The organism is Streptomyces sp. NPDC040610 (genome assembly GCF_055594065.1).
The window spans coordinates 276,689-289,028 of record NZ_JBVIXA010000008.1; the positions used below are offsets into that span (position 1 = coordinate 276,689).

The 12,340-nt window shown below is 72.4% G+C and carries 8 protein-coding genes; 2 read left to right on the forward strand and 6 right to left on the reverse strand.

Annotated elements, in window-relative coordinates; translation table 11 throughout:
* Window positions 1-34: 34 nt before the first annotated feature.
* Window positions 35-1,816: an ABC transporter ATP-binding protein gene (locus tag ACZ6AA_RS27005; protein ID WP_471460447.1), complete on the reverse strand. Its 1,782-nt coding sequence runs from the start codon at window positions 1,814-1,816 to the stop codon at window positions 35-37.
* Window positions 1,813-3,675, reverse strand: a complete 1,863-nt coding sequence (locus tag ACZ6AA_RS27010; protein ID WP_471460449.1) for an ABC transporter transmembrane domain-containing protein — start codon at window positions 3,673-3,675, stop codon at window positions 1,813-1,815. Before ACZ6AA_RS27010 ends, ACZ6AA_RS27005 begins: the two co-directional genes overlap by 4 nt.
* 160 nt (window positions 3,676-3,835) lie before the next feature.
* Between ACZ6AA_RS27010 and ACZ6AA_RS27015 the strand changes: the two genes are divergently transcribed.
* Window positions 3,836-4,615, forward strand: coding sequence for a L,D-transpeptidase family protein (locus ACZ6AA_RS27015; protein ID WP_471460451.1), 780 nt, complete (start codon window positions 3,836-3,838; stop codon window positions 4,613-4,615).
* Window positions 4,616-4,657: 42 nt separating this feature from the next.
* Here ACZ6AA_RS27015 and ACZ6AA_RS27020 read toward each other — a convergent pair whose 3' ends face one another.
* The 4 genes from ACZ6AA_RS27020 to ACZ6AA_RS27035 all read right to left on the reverse strand — a co-directional run bounded on the left by ACZ6AA_RS27020 (window position 4,658) and on the right by ACZ6AA_RS27035 (window position 10,345).
* The gene (locus tag ACZ6AA_RS27020) at window positions 4,658-6,130 is read right to left on the reverse strand and encodes a Gfo/Idh/MocA family protein (RefSeq protein ID WP_468482689.1); all 1,473 of its coding nucleotides are present in this window, start codon (window positions 6,128-6,130) and stop codon (window positions 4,658-4,660) included.
* A gap of 218 nt (window positions 6,131-6,348) precedes the next feature.
* A complete protein-coding gene (locus tag ACZ6AA_RS27025) occupies window positions 6,349-6,642 on the reverse strand; it encodes a hypothetical protein (protein WP_468455723.1) in 294 nt (97 codons plus the stop codon).
* A gap of 244 nt (window positions 6,643-6,886) precedes the next feature.
* On the reverse strand, window positions 6,887-9,841 hold the full coding sequence (locus ACZ6AA_RS27030) for an FAD-binding and (Fe-S)-binding domain-containing protein (protein ID WP_471460454.1): 2,955 nt from the start codon (window positions 9,839-9,841) through the stop codon (window positions 6,887-6,889).
* 60 nt (window positions 9,842-9,901) lie between these two features.
* Entirely contained in the window at window positions 9,902-10,345 is a 444-nt protein-coding gene (locus tag ACZ6AA_RS27035) for a MarR family winged helix-turn-helix transcriptional regulator (RefSeq protein WP_468455727.1), read from the reverse strand.
* A gap of 171 nt (window positions 10,346-10,516) precedes the next feature.
* Here ACZ6AA_RS27035 and ACZ6AA_RS27040 point away from each other — a divergent pair, with 171 nt between their 5' ends.
* On the forward strand, window positions 10,517-12,325 hold the full coding sequence (locus ACZ6AA_RS27040; RefSeq protein WP_468455729.1) for an ABC transporter ATP-binding protein: 1,809 nt from the start codon (window positions 10,517-10,519) through the stop codon (window positions 12,323-12,325).
* The last annotated feature ends 15 nt before the right edge of the window (window positions 12,326-12,340 follow it).

Genomic DNA, 12,340 nt, shown 5'->3' on the forward strand with positions numbered 1-12,340 from the left:
CGCCGCCCGCCGCCCCCGCCGCTCAGCGGCCATCTCACCCGTGCCAGGACCTCCACAACGCCGCATACGCCCCGTCCGCCCGCACCAGCTCGTCATGGCTGCCGAGTTCGCTGATGCGGCCGTTCTCGACCACGGCGATGACGTCCGCGTCGTGCGCGGTGTGCAGCCGATGGGCGATGGCCACGACGGTGCGGCCGTCGAGGACGCGGGCCAAGCAGCGCTCCAGATGGCGGGCCGCGCGCGGGTCCAGGAGCGAGGTCGCCTCGTCGAGGACCAGCGTGTGTGGGTCGGCAAGGACCAGGCGGGCAAGCGCGATCTGCTGCGCCTGCGCGGGGGTGAGCCCGGAACCGCCGGAGCCGACCTCCGTGTCGAGCCCGTCGTCCATGCCCCGCGCCCAGTCGCCCGCGTCGACGGCGCCCAGCGCCGCCCACAGCTCGGCGTCGCTCGCGCCGGTCCGTGCGAGCAGCAGGTTGTCCCGCAGCGAGCCCACGAAGACGTGGTGCTCCTGGTTGACGAGCGCCACATGCGCGCGGACGTCCTCGGCGGGCATCCGCGTCAGCTCGGCGCCGCCCAGCGTGACCTGGCCGGTCCGCGGCCCGTAGATCCCGGCGAGCAGCCGCCCCAGCGTGGACTTGCCCGCGCCGGAAGGACCGACGAGCGCCACCCGCGAACCGGGCTCGACGGCGAGGGAGACCTCACGGAGCACGTCCACGCCCGCGCGGTAGCCGAAGTGCACGTCGTCCGCGTGGACGGCGCGCCCCTCCGGCCGCACGGAGGGGTCGCCCGCGTCCGGCTCGATGTCGCGCACGCCCACGAGCCGGGCCAGCGACACGTGTGCGACCTGCATCTCGTCGTACCAGCGCAGAATGATGTTCAGCGGGTCGACGAGCATCTGCGCGATCAGCGCGCCCGTCGTGAGCTGACCCACGCCGATCCACCCCTGGAGCACGAACACGCCGCCGATCATGAGGACCGAGCAGAGCACGATGATGTGGGTGGCGTTGATGACCGGGAAGAGGACGGAGCGCAGGTAGAGGGTGTAGCGCTCCCAGGCGGTCCACTCCTTGATGCGCTGCTCCGACTGCTCGACACGGCGCGCCCCGAGCCGGTGCGCCTCCACGGTCCGGCCCGCGTCGACGGTCTCGGCGAGCGCGGCGGCGACGGCCGCGTACCCGGCGGCCTCCGAACGGTACGCGGACGGCGCCCGGTTGAAGTACCAGCGGCAGCCGACGACCAGCAGCGGCACGGCCAGGAGCAGCGCGGGTGCGAGCGGCGGCGCGGTCACGGCGAGGCCGCCGATGAGGAGGCCCGCCCAGACCACGCCGATGGCGAGCTGCGGCACGGCCTCGCGCATGGCGTTGGCGAGCCGGTCGATGTCCGTGGTGATCCGGGACAGCAGGTCGCCGGTGCCCGCGCGCTCCAGGACGCCCGGCGGCAGGCCGACCGACCGGACCAGGAAGTCCTCCCGCAGGTCCGCCAGCATGCGCTCGCCGAGCATCGCCCCGCGCAGCCGCACCTGGTGCACGAAGAACGCCTGCACGAGGAGTGCGACGGCGAACAGGCCGATGGTGCGCTCCAGATGGAGCTCGCGGGCGTTGTCGGAGACGCTCTCGACGAGGTCCCCGAGGAGGTACGGGCCCACCATGGAGGACGTCACGCCGATCGTGTTCACGGCGATGAGCGTCAGGAAGGCGCGCCGGTGGCGCCGGAACAGCTCGCGCACATAGGCCCGTACGGTGGCGGGCGCCCCGACGGGCAGCGTCTCCGCGGTGGTCGGGGCGGCCGGGTCGTACTCCGGCGGCGCCAGGCCGATCATGCGGGCTCCTCGATGTCGATGCCGATGGGGAGGTCGATTCCGGTTTCGGTGGTGGCACTCACGCGGTCGCTGTCGGCCGCCTCGTCGTCCGTCTCGCGGGTCACCACGGCCCGGTAGCGGGGCTCGCCGACGATCAGTTCGCGGTGCTCGCCGACCGCGGCGACCTCGCCGTCGTGCAGGAACACGACACGGTCGGCCCGGTCCAGGAGCAGGGGAGACGAGGTGAGGACGACGGTCGTGCGGCCGGCGCGCAGGTCGCGCAGGCCGTCCGCGATCCGGGCCTCGGTGTGCGAGTCGACTGCGGACGTCGGCTCGTCGAGGACCAGGGCCTCCGGGTCGGTGACCAGCGACCGGGCGAGCGCGAGGCGCTGGCGTTGGCCGCCGGACAGGGAGCGGCCGCGCTCGGTGAGGCGGGCCTCCATCGGATCGTCGGCGACCGAGCCCTGGACTAGGGCGTCGAGCACGTCGTCGCACTGCGCGGCGGCGAGGGCCTGCTTGGCGCTCACGGCTCCCGACGACGGTACGTCGAGGAGCGCGCGGAGCGTTCCGGACAGCAGGACGGGGTCCTTGTCCTGGACGAGGACGGCGGTGCGGGCGGTGTCGAGGGCCAGATCGTCCAGCGGCACGTCGCCGAGCCGCACGGACGGCAGGTCCGCCGCCTCCGGGAACGCCGGGTGCCCGCCGAGCCGCTCCGCGAGCCGCCCGGCCGCGTCCGGGTCGCCGCAGACCACGGCGGTGAGGCGGCCGGCCGGGGCGAGGAGGCCGGTGGCCGGGTCGTGCAGGTCGCCGGAGGGCACGGCGTCGCCGGACGTGGCCTTCGCGGACCTGGACGTGGCCTGTGCGGACGTACCCTTCGCCGCCGTCGTCCGCTGGAGGGCGAGCACCCGCGCCGCCCGCTTCGCCGACGGCCGCGAGAAGGAGTACGCCATCGCGATCTCCTCGAAGTGCCGCAGTGGATAGTTGAGCAGCATCACCGCGCTGTACACGGTGACCAGTTCGCCCACCGTGATGCGGCCGTCGCGGGCGAGATGAACGCCGTGCCAGAGCAGTACGACCAGCAGCAGCCCCGGCAGCAGGACCTGGATCGCCGAGATCACCGCCCACATGCGCGCGCTGCGCACCGCCGCCGTCCGCACCTCCTGCGAGGCACGGCGGTAGCGCTCCAGGAACAGTTCCTCGCCGCCGATGCCGCGCAGCACCCGCAGGCCCGCGACCGTGTCCGACGCCAGCTCGGTGGCGTGCCCGGCCTTCTCCCGCTGGACGTCCGCGCGCCGCGTCGCGCGGGGCAGCAGAGGCAGGACGGCGAGCGCCAGGACCGGTATGCCGACGGCGACGACGATGCCGAGCGAGGGCTGGTACACGAGCAGGCCCACGCACACCGCGACCACGGTGAGCGCAGCCGCCGCGAACCGCGAAAGCGCCTCCACGAACCAGCCGATCTTCTCGACGTCCCCGGTGGACACCGCTACGACCTCACCTGCGGCGACGCGCCGGGTGAGCGCGGCACCGAGCACCGCGGTGCGGCGCGCGAGCAACTGCTGGGTGCGGGCCGCCGCCATGATCCAGTTGGTGACGGCGGTGCGGTGCAGCATCGTGTCACCGGCCGCGACGGCGATCCCGGCGAGCAGGATCACACCGCCCGCGAGGGCGAGCCGGGTGCCGGAGCGGTCGACGACGGCCTGCACCGCGAGCCCCACGGTGTACGGCAGCGCGGCGATGCCGAGGAAGTGCAACAGGCCCCAGCCGAGCGCCTTGAGCTGGCCGCCGAGTTGGTTGCGGCCGAGCCAGATCAGGAAACGAGGGCCGGAGCGAGTATCGGGTTCGCCCGGATCTGCATACGGAAGATCGCGAATGTGCATGATGTCCCAGCGCGCGGAGGTAACAAACCGTGAAAGGTTCGCCTCGTACGGTGGTGCGAAGCAAACGATTTTCCGTGGCCGGGCAAAGAGTCGGCCATCCCGCCGGGGCGGCGCGCGTCCGTGGCGGGGGGCGTGAGCGCCCGGTGCGACGATGGGGGACATGCGAATAGCTGCTCTGGTGCGAACGGCGGCCGCGACAGCGGCCTGCTCCGTCCTGTTGACGTCCTGCGGTGGTTCGGGCGACGACGGGGACGGCGGGGGCGAGGGCGCCGCACGCGAGGAGGGGCGCACGGGCGCCGGTGCGGCCGAGAGTTCGCGGCTCATTCCGGACGTGGGCGACCGGCTCCAGTCGCGGATCCCGAAGAACTCCCGTCAGGTCGTGGCGGTGTACGGGGAGGGAAGGAACTCGGCGGACGCGACGGTCGTTCTGTACACGAGGACGGGCGGGAAGAAGTCCGGCACGGGGAAGTCCGGGTCGGGCGCGTCCGGCCCCACCTGGAAGAAGACCCGCAGCTGGCCCGCCCACAACGGCAAGAAGGGCTGGACCCCCGACCACCGCGAGAACGACAAGCGCAGCCCTGTCGGCGTGTTCACGCTCACCGACGCGGGCGGCGTCCTCGACGACCCCGGCGCCCGGCTGCCGTACACCGAGTCGGCCGCCTTCCAAGCACCGCACTACTGGCCCAAGACCCACTGGCACGACTTCGACCACGTCATCGCCATCGACTACAACCGCGTGAAGGGCGCCCCGCCCAACGACCCGACGCGCCCCCAGGGCCAGTCCAAGGGCGGCAGCATCTGGCTGCACATGGACCACGGCAGCGGGACGTCCGGATGCGTGAGCCTGTCGAAGTCCGGCATGCGCTATCTGCTGCGCACGCTGGACCCGAAGCTGCGCCCGGTCGTCGTGATGGGGGACAGGGCGGCCCTGCGGAGCTGAGACGCGGGGTGGGCCCGGTGGGCCCGGGCCCACCCCGCGGCTTCAGGACTCCTTCGGCTTCTCCGAGTCCATGCCCGGGCGCGCCTTCTTCCACAGCCCCCGGGTGAAGTCCGGGATCGCCTGCGGAGCGCCCTTCGCCTTGATCGAGGCGTGGCTCAGCGGCACCGGCGCCGTCCACGTCGCCGCGTCGTACACGTCGAAGTCCGGCAGCAGCCCGAGCCGCATGCACTGCATCAGCCGGAAGATCATCATGTAGTCCATGCCGCCGTGCCCGCCGGGCGGGTTGGCGTGCTCCTTCCACAGCCAGTGGTCGAACTCGGCGGCGTACTTACCGAAGTCGCCCCACTCGTCGTTCGTGTGGTCGGGCTCGATGTAGATGCGCTCCGGGTAGTCCTCGAAGACGCCCCTCGTGCCGCCGAGGCTGTTGATGCGGCTGTAGGGGTGGGGTGTGGAGACGTCGTGCTCCAGGCGGATCACGCGGCCCTTGGCGGTCTGCACGAGGCTGATCGTGCGATCGCTCTCGATGTACGTCTCCTTCCAGCTCGGGTCGCCGGGCGGCATGTGCTCCTTGCGGTACTCGGCGAGGCCGAGGGAGGGCGTGCCGAAGCTGGATATGTGCGTGACGCGGTCGCCGCGGTTGACGTCCATGTAGTTGGCGACGGGGCCGAAGCCGTGGTTCGGGTAGAGGTCGCCGCGCAGCCGCGTGTGCCACAGGCGGCGCCACGGGCCCTCGTAGTACTTGGGGTCGAACATCAGGCCGCGCAGGTCGTGGTTGTACGCGCCCGCGCCGTGCAGCAGATCGCCGAACTTGCCCGCGTGCGCCATCCGCAGGACCCGCATCTCGTTCTTGCCGTAGCAGCAGTTCTCCAACTGCATACAGTGTCTGCGGGTCCGCTCGGACAGGTCGACCAGCGCCCACAGTTCGTCGAGGCGCATCGCGATCGGACACTCCACGCCGACGTGCTTGCCGTTCAGCATCGCCGACTTGGCCATGTCGAAGTGCAGGTCCCAGGGCGTCGCCACGTACACGAAGTCGAGGTCGCCGCGCTCGCACAGCTTCTCGTAGGCGTGGTCGCCATTGGTGTACGTCGCCGGGGCGGGCTGGCCGGCGGCCACCACCTTCTTCGCAGCCGCGGCCGTCTTGTCCTTGACCGGGTCGCACAGGGCGACGACGCGGACGCCGGGCAGGGCGAGGAACAGGTCGATCATGCTGCCGCCGCGGTTGCCGAGGCCGATGATGCCGACGCGGACCGTGGAGCGGCGCTCGAACGGCACGCCGATCATCGTCTTGCCCTTGCGGGCGGGGGCCTCGACGGGGGACTGGGCCGGGCCCGCGGCGGCGCCCGCGGGGGCTTCGGCGGGGGCGTCCGCATGGGCGGTGCCGGACGCGAAGGCACCAAGGCCCAGGCCTGCTCCGGCGATTCCTGCCGTGCGGAGGACCGTGCGCCTGGAGTGACCGCCAGTGGATTCGTCGGTGGACTCTTCGGGTGCCGGTGTCGCGTTCTCGTCGTGCATCGGACCTCCGTCATCGCGGTGCCTACCTAGGGGCGGAAGACACCTTGATGGCGGGGCGGTCGGGGCGCAAGAGACCGAAGTGGCCAGGGGGTTGGACTTTTCGCGGGGCGGGCTTGCACTTGCGGACCCGGCGGGTCCGGGGGAGGACGGTGATCCGCTCCGCGTCGCCGCCCCCCCACGTCGCCGACCCGCCCCGCGCCGCTGACCGAGTGCGTCGGTCAGCGCGTGACGACGTTGTGCGCCGGGATGATCTGCGGCTCGCCGTCGGCGTGGCCGAGATCGGCGAGGATCGGTTGGAGGATCTTCGCGAAGTTCTCGAGGGCTTCCTCGGACTCCCACACGTCGATGACCCGCCACCCGCCTTCGACCGGCCCGGCCGCGTGGGAGATCAGCCCGGGTGCGGGAATGTCGGCGAGCGACGCGAACTCGCCGCCGTCGGTGAGACGGCTGATGCAGGCGTCGTAGAGCTCCTGTCCGACGCCCGGAATCTCGAAAGTGACGATGATGGCCATGTCGTCCCCCCACTGCTCGCTCAACTCGTGCGGCGATCGCTCCGGTCGGTGCGACGCCCTTCATGCCTACCCGACGGCCGTGCGCGCGTCGACGTCTTGTGGGGGCCGGGCGAGGGGAGGTGAGGTGCGCGGGGGCGTCCCGCGCCCCCGGTGAGCCGACTGCCACCTGATGTGCGCCGCACGGCGCCGTTCGAGGAGGGCAGGGACGACGGTCCGGAAGCACCCACCGGAAGTACGAGCCGTGTCACTCCGGGCCCGTCGGGCGCGTGGCCCGCTCCAGCTCCTGCAGCACCGAGCCGTACTCCCGGCCCGTCGCGTGCTGCATGCCCACCTCGCACAGGCGGTTCGCCGAGAGGTGGGCGTCGAAGTGACGGGACGTCACCTCGACGGCCTCCCGGTGCGTGGCCGACTCGGTGAGTTCCTTGTGGAGCATGCCCCGGTCGCCCGCGAAGGCGCAGCAGCCCGCGTCGTCCGGGACCACGACCTCGTCGGCGCAGGCCTCGGCGACGGCGCTCAGCTGCGGCTCGTCGCCCAAGTGGCGCATGGAACAGGTGGGGTGGAGGACGGCGGAGGCCGCGGTGCGGTGGATGGTCAGGTGGGGGAGGAGGTCGTCGGCGGCCCAGACGACGGAGTCGAGGACCGTCAGCTCCTTGTGCAGTTGGTGGTTGTCGGGCGTGAGGTACGGCACGACCTCGTGCGCGATGCCGAGCGTGCAGGACGAGGCGTCCACGATCAGGGGCAGCGCGCCGCCCGCCGTCCAGCCCCAGGCCGCCTCGACGATGCGGTTGGCCATGACGCGGTTCCCCGCCTCGTACCCCTTGGAGTGCCAGATCGTGGCGCAGCACGTCCCGGCGACGTCGTCCGGGATCCACACCGGCTTGCCCGCGCGGGCCGAGACCGCGACGACGGCCTGCGCGAGGGGGATCTCGCCGGGGCTGGCGAAGATGCGGTTCACACACGCCGGGTAGTAGACGGCGGCCGCGCCCACGCGCGCGGTGCGCGGGAGCCGGGCGGGGGCGGCGCCCGGGATCTCCGGCAGCCACTCGGGGACCAGGTCGGGGCGGACGGCCTTGCGGGCGGACCGGGTGACGGCGGTCAGGAGCCGGTCGCCCCGGCCGCCGCCGAGGCGGGCGCCGAGCAGGTCGGCCGCGGCCACCGCGAGCCGGGCGGACGCCTCGACCGCCTTGAAGTTCCGCGCGGCGAGCGCTGCCGCCCTCTCCTCGCGCGGCGAGTGCCGGGTGTGCCGGAAGTCCTTCATCAGGGCGCCCGTGTCGATGCCGACCGGGCAGGCCAGCTTGCACGTCGCGTCGCCCGCGCAGGTGTCCACGGCGTCGTATCCGTACGCCGCCACGAGGCCGTCCTCGACCGGTGAGCCCGGCCGCTGGCGCAGCATCTCGCGGCGCAGCACGATGCGTTGGCGGGGTGTGGTCGTCAGGTCCTCGCTGGGGCAGGTCGGTTCGCAGAAGCCGCACTCGATGCACGGGTCCGCGAGCAGTTCGATCTTCGGGATCGTCTTGAGGCCCCGGAGATGGGCCCGCGGGTCGCGGTCCAGGACGACGCGGGGCGCGAGCACGCCGTCCGGGTCGATGACGCGCTTCGTGCGCCACATCAACTCCGTGGCCTTCCGGCCCCATTCGAGCTCCAGGAACGGCGCGATGTTGCGGCCCGTGGCGTGCTCGGCCTTCAGCGAGCCGTCGAACCGTTCCACGGTGAGGCGGCAGAACTCGTCCATGAACGCGGCGTACCGGTCCACGTCGGCAGGCCTGCCCGCGTCGAAGGCGAGCAGGAAGTGCAGGTTGCCGTGCGCGGCGTGCCCGGCGACGGCCGCGTCGAAGCCGTGCCGCGTCTGGAGTTCGAGCAGGCTCTGGCAGGCGTCCGCAAGGCGCGCGGGGGGCACGGCGAAGTCCTCGGTGATCAGCGTCGTGCCCGCGGGACGGGAGCCGCCGACGGCCGTCACGAACGCCTTGCGCGCCTTCCAGTAGCCCGCGATCGTCTTCGCGTCCCGGGTGAAGCCGTTCGTCACGGAGGCCACCGGCGCCACGAGGGTGAGGCCGTCGAGGACCCGCGCGGCCGCTGCCTCGTACGCCTCCTGGCGGGCCTCGTCGGGTGCGCGGAACTCCACCAGGAGCGCGGCGGTGTCCTTCGGCAGCCGCGCCCAGTCGGCCGGGACGCCCTGGACGCTGACGGACGCGCGCAGGGTGTTGCCGTCCATCAGCTCCACGGCCAGGGCGCCCGCCTCGTTGAAGCGCGGCACGGCGGCAGCGGCGGCGGGCAGGGACGGGAAGAAGAGCAGCGCCGTCGACACGCGCCGGTCGAGCGGCAGCGTGTCGAAGACGACTTCGGAGATGAAGCCGAACGTGCCCTCGGAGCCGACCATCAGGCCGCGCAGGATCTCCACGGGCGTGCTGCCGTCGAGGAACGCGTCCAGACGGTAGCCGTTCGTGTTCTTGATCTCGTACTTCGCTCGGATGCGGGCCGTGAGTTCCGGGTCCGCCTCGATCTCGCGCTTGATGTCGAGCAGGCCCGCGCACAGGGCGGGCTCCGCATGGGCGAGCTGCTCGTCGGCGTCCGGCTCGGCGGTGTCGACGACCGTGCCCGAGGGCAGCACGCACGTCAGGGACGCCACCGTGCGGTAGGAGTTGCGGGTGGTGCCCGCCATCATTCCGGAGGCGTTGTTCGCGACGACGCCGCCGACGGTGCAGGCGATGGCGCTTGCCGGGTCCGGGCCGAGTACGCGTCCGTGCCGGGCGAGGGTGACGTTGGCGCGCGCGATCGTCGTGCCGGGGCCGATCCGCGCGCGCGAGCCGTCCCCGAGGACCTCGACGCCCGCCCAGTGCCTGCGTACGTCCACGAGGATGTCCTCGCCCTGCGCCTGGCCGTTGAGGGAGGTCCCGGCGGCGCGGAAGACGACCTCGCGGCCCCGGCCGTGCGCGTACGACAGGACGGCCGAGACGTCGTCGATGTCCTCGGCGACGACCACGACCTGCGGCACGAAGCGGTAGGGGCTCGCGTCGGACGCGTACCGGACCAGGTCCGACACCTTCGTCAGGACCTTCTCGGCGCCGAGGATCGCGGTGAGATCGGCGCGCAGCGGCTCGGGGGTGCCGCCCGCGCGGCTGTCAGGGACCCGGTCGGGGGACGGCGCGCGGCCGTCCGGGGCGGGGCGCAGTGCGTCGGGGTCGGGCTCCAGCAGGGGCATGGCCTCTCCTCGGCAGATCGGCTGCGGTTCCTCGCGGGCTCGCCGCGGTCCCCGGCGGGGTCAGCAGCGGTGTCGCTCCGGCACGTCGAACAGGGCGTCGAGCAGGCCGCCCAGCTGCGCGCGCTGCGCGGCGTCCAACGGAGCCAGGATGTCCTCCGCGGCGGCCCGGCGCGCGCCGCGGAGCCGTCCGAGGGCCTTGAGTCCGCCTTCGGTCAGCTCGATGCGGATGACCCGGCGGTTCGTGGGGTCGGGGACGCGGCGCACCATGTCGGCCGCCTCCAGGCCGTCGACCAGGCTGGTCACGGCGCGCGGCACGACTTCCAGGCGCTCCGCGAGGTCGGCCATGCGGGGCGGCTGCTCGTAGTGCGCGAGGGTGCGCAGGAGGCGGGACTGCGCCGGGGTGACGCCGATGGGCTCCAGGTGGCGCTTCTGGATGCGGTGCAGCCGACGGGTGAGCCGCAGCAGCTGCTCGGCCAGCAGTCCGTCGGTGTCCGGGGTGTTCATGGGCGAAGGTCCGGGGTGCTCATGCCAGGAATATTATCAGGACCTGTTTCATTGTGAGTATAGGTAACAATGAGCTACGCTCTCATGGTCATCGTCGGTGCGCTCTCGACGTCGGTGCGGATGCGCCGCCGCCCGCGCGCGCCGCCCTCCGTCACCCTCCCGTAGGAGCCCATGCGCCACGACAACCCCCTGTGGAAACCCCCGACCGATGATCCCGGTGCCGCGGAGCAACCGCGCCAGTTGCGCCGGATCCTGCGTCTCTTCCGTCCCTACCGCGCCCGTCTCGGCCTCGTCGGCCTGCTGGTCGCCGCCGCGTCGCTGGTGTCCGTGGCCACCCCCTTCCTTCTGAAGGAGATCCTCGACACCGCGATCCCCGAGGGCCGCACGGGCCTGCTGAGCCTGCTGGCGCTCGGCATGATCCTCAGCGCGGTCGTCACCAGCGTCTTCGGCGTCCTGCAGACCCTGATCTCCACGACCGTCGGCCAGCAGGTCATGCACGACCTGCGCACCGCTGTGTACGGCCGCCTCCAGCGCATGTCGCTCGCCTTCTTCACGCGCACCCGCACGGGCGAGGTCCAGTCCCGCATCGCCAACGACATCGGCGGCATGCAGGCGACGGTCACGTCCACGGCGACGTCCCTGGTGTCGAACCTGACGAGCGTCATCGCGACCGTCGTCGCCATGCTCGCCCTCGACTGGCGCCTGACTGTCGTCTCCCTCCTGCTGCTCCCGGTGTTCGTCTGGATCAGCCGCCGCGTCGGCCGCGAGCGCAAGAAGATAGCGACCGAACGACAGAGACAGATGGCGGTGATGGCCGCCACGGTCACCGAGTCGCTGTCCGTCAGCGGCATCCTGCTCGGCCGCACGATGGGCCGCGCCGACTCGCTGACCCGCTCCTTCGAGGAGGAGTCCCGCCAACTCGTCGACCTCGAGGTCCGCTCGAACATGGCGGGACGCTGGCGCATGGCCGTGATCACGATCGTGATGGCCGCCATGCCCGCCGTCATCTACTGGAGCGCGGGACTCGCCTTCCAGTTCGGCGGGCCCACCGTCTCGATCGGCACCCTCGTCGCCTTCGTCTCGCTCCAGCAGGGCCTGTTCCGGCCGACCGTGAGCCTGCTGTCGACCGGCGTGCAGATCCAGACGTCCCTGGCGCTGTTCCAGCGCATCTTCGAGTACTTGGACCTGCCCATCGACATCACCGAGCGCGCCGACGCGGTCCGCCTGGAGGCGATCAAGGGCGAGGTCCGGTTCGAGAACGTCTCGTTCCGGTACGACGGCCAGGGCGCCGCCCTCCTCGACGGCATCGACCTCGCCATCCCCGCGGGCGGGAGCCTCGCGGTCGTGGGGCCGACGGGATCGGGCAAGTCCACCCTGAGCCACCTGGTGCCCCGCCTGTACGACGTGACCGGCGGCCGCGTCACGCTCGACGGCGTCGACGTGCGCGACCTGGACTTCGACACGCTCGCCCGCGCGGTCGGCGTCGTCTCCCAGGAGGCGTATCTCTTCCACGCCTCGGTCGCGGAGAACCTGCGCTTCGCCAAGCCGGACGCCACGGACGAGGAACTGCACGCGGCCGCGCGGGCCGCCCAGATCCACGACCACATCGCCTCCCTGCCCGACGGGTACGACACCGTCGTCGGGGAGCGCGGCCACCGCTTCTCCGGCGGCGAGAAGCAGCGCCTCGCCATCGCCCGCACCATCCTGCGCGACCCGCCCGTCCTCATCCTCGACGAGGCGACCAGCGCGCTCGACACCCGCACGGAGCACGCCGTGCAGCAGGCCATCGACGCCCTGTCGGCCAACCGGACGACGCTCACGATCGCCCATCGCCTGTCGACCGTCCGCGACGCCGACGAGATCGTGGTCCTCGACTCCGGGCGCATGGCCGAGCGCGGCACCCACGGCGAGCTGCTAGACCGGGGCGGCCGGTACGCCGCGCTGGTCCGCAGGGACGCCCAGCTGGAGCCGGCGACGTGAGGCAGTGGGGCGAGC

Bases quoted from the DNA above. Each gene is read 5' to 3' on its own strand.
- ACZ6AA_RS27010 (WP_471460449.1), bottom strand. From the start codon at position 3,675: ATGCACATTCGCGATCTTCCGTATGCAGATCCGGGCGAACCCGATACT.
- ACZ6AA_RS27025 (WP_468455723.1), bottom strand. From the start codon at position 6,642: ATGGCCATCATCGTCACTTTCGAGATTCCGGGCGTCGGACAGGAGCTC.
- ACZ6AA_RS27035 (WP_468455727.1), bottom strand. From the start codon at position 10,345: ATGAACACCCCGGACACCGACGGACTGCTGGCCGAGCAGCTGCTGCGG.
- ACZ6AA_RS27015 (WP_471460451.1), top strand. From the start codon at position 3,836: ATGCGAATAGCTGCTCTGGTGCGAACGGCGGCCGCGACAGCGGCCTGC.
- ACZ6AA_RS27005 (WP_471460447.1), bottom strand. From the start codon at position 1,816: ATGATCGGCCTGGCGCCGCCGGAGTACGACCCGGCCGCCCCGACCACC.
- ACZ6AA_RS27020 (WP_468482689.1), bottom strand. From the start codon at position 6,130: ATGCACGACGAGAACGCGACACCGGCACCCGAAGAGTCCACCGACGAA.
- ACZ6AA_RS27040 (WP_468455729.1), top strand. From the start codon at position 10,517: ATGCGCCACGACAACCCCCTGTGGAAACCCCCGACCGATGATCCCGGT.
- ACZ6AA_RS27030 (WP_471460454.1), bottom strand. From the start codon at position 9,841: ATGCCCCTGCTGGAGCCCGACCCCGACGCACTGCGCCCCGCCCCGGAC.